Below are 4,927 nucleotides of genomic sequence, written 5' to 3'. Positions count from 1 at the left end.
TGGCATCACCGAGGAGGAATTCCTCGCCGCGAACGCGGTCCTGGCCAAGATCGCCGACAACATCGCCACCGAATGAGCTCGCGAGGAGCGTCATGACTTCCCTGTACGACCGACCGTTCCGCTTCGGTCTCTGCCTGTTCACCCCGTCCACCAGGGCCGAATGGATCGCCAAGGTACGCAAGGCCGAGGAACTGGGCTACGACGTCATCTCGGTGTCGGACCACCTCGGCATGCCCGCCCCGATCCCGACCCTGCTGCTGGCCGCCGAGGCGACCGAGCGGATCCGCATCGGCACGCTGGTGTTCAACACCGCCTTCTACCATCCGACTGTGCTGGCCCGCGACCTCGCCACGGTCGACCGCTACTCCGGCGGCCGGGTGGAACTCGGGCTGGGCGCCGGCTACGACCGCGCGCAGTTCGACGCGGCCGGAATCCCGTTTCCCACTGCGGGCGCACGGGTTTCCCAGCTCGAGCGCACGGTCGCCGAGTTCCGCAAGCCCAACTCCGAGCTCGACCAGTACGCCCGGTTCGAACAGCCCGGCGGCCCGCCGATCCTGATCGCCGGTCGCGGGGCACGGGTCCTGCGCTTGGCGGCCGCCCATGCCGACATCATCGCTTTCACCGGCACCACCGAGGTCCGCGACGGCGACGGGCTGAAGCTGGGTGGCATCACCGAGGTCACCGACCGGATCGACTACGTGCGCGGGCTGCTCGGCGACCGGATCGACCAGGTGGAGTTCAACATTCCCATACACAAGGTGCTGCCCAAGGGCGCGACCGACGGCGTGACCGATGTCTGGCAGAACCGGCTCGACCTCACGCCCGACGAGCTCGCCGAGCTGCCGTCGCTGCTGTTCGGCACCCCCGAGGAGAACGCCGACACCCTGCGCGAACGGCGCAAGACCCTCGGCCTGACCTACTACACCGTGCTCGAACCCGAGATGGAGGCCTTCGCCCCGATCATCCAGGCGCTCCGATAACGGGGCAGCACCACGTCTTTCGCACGCGGAGGAGACCGATATGACCGAACGAACCACGGTGGACACCGGTACCGGATACGGCCGCAAGGCCCCGTCCTACGACGCACGCCTGACCGAGGTGGGCCCCGGCACACCGATGGGCGAGGCGCTGCGGCGGTACTGGCATCCGATCGCCACCTCAGCCACCCTCACCGCCGAAGCACCCCATCGCACCCGCGTCCTCGGCGAGGATCTGGTCGTCTTCCGGGACGGAAGCGGCCGCGCGGGTGTGGTTTTCGAGCGTTGCGCACACCGTGGGGCCAGTCTGTTCTTCGGCCGGATCGAGGACGACGGGTTGCGCTGTGGCTATCACGGGTGGAAGTACGACGTGCAGGGGCGATGCCTGGAACAGGCCTGTGAACCCGATCGTGGCAAGCGCCGCGATGCCGCGCGTCAGCCGTGGTATCCGGTCGAGGAACGCTACGGGCTGGTGTTCGTCTACATGGGCCCGCCCGACCGCAAGCCCGTGCTGCCACGCTACGACGTGCTCGAGGACCTCGCCGAGGGTGAGCAGTACTTCGCCGAGTGGCCGTTCCCCGGACTGTCGGTCACCGGCGCCGAGCAGGATTTCCACTGGCTGCTGATCTACGAGAACACGATCGATCCGGTGCACATCAACTGGCTGCACTCCCAGCACAGCGGCTACCAGTTCCTCGGCACCGGCACCACCGGCTTCCCCGAGGACTTCTTCGACCCGTACACCCTGCCGGGCCGGGTCAGCTACGACCGCACCGACTTCGGGGCGAAGTACGGTGTCCGGTTCCTGGACAAGGAACGCGACGGGGTGCGGACCGAACGGGTCTGGGGCGCCGAGTTGCACCTGCCCAATGCCACGGTGCTGCCGGACTGGGTCGAGCTGACTCCGGATACCAAGGCCGACATGGTGATCTGGGCGGTCCCGATCGACGACACCCGCCATCGCGCATTCTTCTCCATCCGCGCGAGCGATCCCGCTCGCGTGCAACGGTTCCTGTTCGGCATCACCCAGGACGGCAAGAACTCCTGGGAGCTGACCGACCAGGAACGTCAGCGCTTCCCCGGCGACGGGGAGGTGATGACCTCGCAGGGTCCGGTCGCGCTGCATTCGGAGGAGACCTTGGCGACGACGGACCGGGGCGTGGTGCTGCTGCGCCGGTTGCTGCGGACGATGATCGACGACGTGGAGTCGGGCCGTGATCCGCAGGGGGTGAGTCTGATCGAGGAGCCGGTGCGGCACACCCAGGCTGGTCTGTTCACCCTCGCCACGGCAGCCGCGGACGAGACCGTGGCAGCAGTGCCTGCGGCCGGTGTCTGACCGGGATACCCCGTGACCTGGATCGATGCGGTGGTCCATGCCCGCACCCTGGCGACTCCCGAGATCGCGGTGTTCGAACTCACCCCGGTCGACGGCACCGAGTTCCCCTCCTACACAGCGGGATCCCACGTCGACGTGCACCTGGGTTCGGGCCTGGTCCGCCAGTATTCACTGTGCGGACCGCCCGAGCCGGGCCGATACCGCCTGGCGGTGTTGAACGTCGCGAACTCGCGGGGCGGGTCGCGGGCGATGCACGCGCTCACAGTAGGCGAACCGGTGCGGATCTCGGTCCCGCGCAACCACTTTCCGCTCGCCGACACGAACAGCCATGTACTGATCGCGGGCGGCATCGGAATCACACCGCTGCTGGCCATGCTGACGCACCTCGAGCAGACCGAGGCCGACTACGTTCTGCACTACAGCGCCCGAACCCGCTCTCGCGCGGCCTTTCTCGACGAGCTGTCCGCGAATCCCCGCGTCCGGTTCCATTTCGACGACGAAGACCCGAGCCTGCTGCTCGACATCACCCGCGATCTGGGCGATCCGAGACCGGACACCGCGGTCTACGTCTGCGGGCCGGACGGCTTCATGGACTACGTCGTAGGCAAAGCCGAAGCCCTCGGCTGGCCGCGCACAGCACTGCACACCGAACGATTCGGCACCGACCTCACCGCGCCGACCGAGTCGCAAGAGGCCGGATTCACCGTCCGCCTGGCCTCCACCGGCGCCGAATACCTCGTCGGCGACGACCACAGCGTGCTGGATGTCCTCCTGAACAACGGTGTCGACGCGCCCTTCTCGTGCCAGCAGGGCATCTGCGGGGAATGTGTCGTGCGGGTACTCGCCGGCGAACCCGACCATCGCGACGACGTCCTCACCGACACCGAACGCGCCGACGGCATGTTCACCACGTGCTCGTCACGATCCCACTCCCCCGTCCTCGAGGTGGACCTCTGAGTGCGGTCGGCCGAGTCTGGGCACGAAGCTCGAAAATGAGCGGCGGCAACCGGTTCCCGAGGGCAAGGCCGCCTGTGTGGTGAGCAGCGCTGGCACCGGCCGCGTCGCGATTCCGTTGATCGAGCAGCACGGCGTCCATGTTCCGAAAATGTTTTGGCGCAATGCTTTCAGCTCGCATGAAAGCATCCAGAGCGATCGTGTGAGCACGACGCGATGCCGCCGCACGCCCGACCTCGACCCAGTAACGACTACAGAGCGTGCTCCGTAGCCCTCATAGTCCACGGCCTCTACAGCACACCCGCGATCGCGTGCTGAGAACACCAAACCCCGAGTCATGACAGAAGCTGACGCAGATCGCTAGCCTCGTTGCCATGGCTTCCGAATCTCGCGTGTGGGCGATGACGACGACATTGCCGACCGAACAGGACGCGCACTCGATCGCGGAAAGCGTGGTCGGAGAACGTCTTGCCGCTGGGGCCGAGATCGTCAAGCAGGACAGCGTGTTTTGGCATCTCGGGAAAGTCGGCACCGGCCCGGAGTGGAGGTTGACCTTCCGTGTCGCCGCGGCCGGTCGGGACCGTCTCGCCGAGCGCATCGCGGAGCTGCATCCGTGGAGTCGGCCCGAGATCAGCGCGACCCCGGTTCCCTGGACGACCGAGGAATACGCCCAGTGGGTCGAAAGCCCCACAGTGTCGCAGGAATAGGGCCCCGCTCTGCGGTCAGTTCGGTCCCGGCCCGTACCTTGGGGCATCCGAATTGGGCATAGTCCATGCAGGGACCTAGTTTGGTCCGAGCAAACTTCACCGGCAATCCGGCAACTACGATGGAGAGTCTTGAAACACGGGCCTTTTCCTCCAGAGCCACCGACGGCGCTGACCGACGCCGATGCGATCAGGAGCAATGACTGGTCAGCTTTTTCAGCGCTGACCCACATGGAGGATCATTTCACCGTCAAACCGTGGCCCGGCGGGTTCTCCGCGTACTACTGGTATTTGACGTTCGAGGACGCCGAGCTGATTTCATCGGCTCGACAATGCCAGCAAAGCTTGAGTTCATTCGGCCTACATCCGGTCTCGCTGTCGTCGCTTCACATGACGCTGTGCCGGGTTGGTGCCGCCGATTCGATCAGCGACGCCGCCATCGAGGTAGTCACCTCCAGTGCCGCCGAAGCGCTTGAACGCGTCGACAGCTTCGAGATCGAGGTCGGGCCTCTGGCCGGTTCCTCGGGAGCGGTCCGCTTCTCGGTGACGCCCTGGTCCTCGATCTGGCAGCTCGCCACGATTCTGCGTTCTCTCTCTGTGAACGCCGCTGCGGGCACCGCGTCAAAACCCCTCTCCGACTTCCGCCCCCACATAGGGATCGCCTACAGCAATCGGCGTCAGGAGATCGCGCCCATCCTCGAGCGAGTCTCACAGTTACGCGACATCGTTCCCGTCCCGATCGCGGTCACACAGGTCAAGCTCGTCCGCCTTTGGCGATCCCAGGATTCCTACGAATGGGACGACGTTGCCACTATCGCCCTTCGATAGGGCGAGCGCCCTCGGAGACAACGCTCGCCGAGGATGTCCAGTCCTCGAGCTCGCTCAGGTAGGTACCAACGACGCGACGATCGATCGTATCGACGACGTCGGCGAGTTCGTGAGCACGCTGCCAGACC

5 protein-coding genes are annotated in these 4,927 nt (G+C 66.0%); all 5 read left to right on the top strand.

Features of this window, described 5'->3' with window-relative positions:
• Positions 1-92 precede the first annotated feature (92 nt).
• Positions 93-980 carry a TIGR03621 family F420-dependent LLM class oxidoreductase gene (locus ACFWF3_RS24270; protein ID WP_379315410.1) on the top strand — a complete coding sequence of 296 codons (888 nt, stop codon included), beginning with the start codon at positions 93-95 and terminating at the stop codon, positions 978-980.
• Between the two features lie 40 nt (positions 981-1,020).
• On the top strand, positions 1,021-2,313 hold the full coding sequence (locus ACFWF3_RS24265; RefSeq protein ID WP_379315408.1) for a Rieske 2Fe-2S domain-containing protein: 1,293 nt from the start codon (positions 1,021-1,023) through the stop codon (positions 2,311-2,313).
• Between the two features lie 12 nt (positions 2,314-2,325).
• Positions 2,326-3,270 carry a PDR/VanB family oxidoreductase gene (locus ACFWF3_RS24260; RefSeq protein WP_379315406.1) on the top strand — a complete coding sequence of 315 codons (945 nt, stop codon included), beginning with the start codon at positions 2,326-2,328 and terminating at the stop codon, positions 3,268-3,270.
• A gap of 371 nt (positions 3,271-3,641) precedes the next feature.
• Positions 3,642-3,974 carry a divalent-cation tolerance protein CutA gene (cutA, locus tag ACFWF3_RS24255; RefSeq protein ID WP_379315404.1) on the top strand — a complete coding sequence of 111 codons (333 nt, stop codon included), beginning with the start codon at positions 3,642-3,644 and terminating at the stop codon, positions 3,972-3,974.
• A gap of 129 nt (positions 3,975-4,103) precedes the next feature.
• Positions 4,104-4,799, top strand: a complete 696-nt coding sequence (locus tag ACFWF3_RS24250; protein ID WP_379315402.1) for a 2'-5' RNA ligase family protein — start codon at positions 4,104-4,106, stop codon at positions 4,797-4,799.
• Positions 4,800-4,927 lie beyond the last annotated feature (128 nt).

The organism is Nocardia sp. NPDC060220 (assembly GCF_042727815.1).
Classification (GTDB): Bacteria; Actinomycetota; Actinomycetes; order Mycobacteriales; family Mycobacteriaceae; genus Nocardia.
The sequence above is the reverse complement of the archived record's forward strand: the minus strand, read 5'-3'. Positions and strand labels throughout refer to the sequence as shown.

Bases quoted from the DNA above. Each gene is read 5' to 3' on its own strand.
- cutA (WP_379315404.1), top strand. From the start codon at position 3,642: ATGGCTTCCGAATCTCGCGTGTGGGCGATGACGACGACATTGCCGACC.
- ACFWF3_RS24270 (WP_379315410.1), top strand. From the start codon at position 93: ATGACTTCCCTGTACGACCGACCGTTCCGCTTCGGTCTCTGCCTGTTC.
- ACFWF3_RS24265 (WP_379315408.1), top strand. From the start codon at position 1,021: ATGACCGAACGAACCACGGTGGACACCGGTACCGGATACGGCCGCAAG.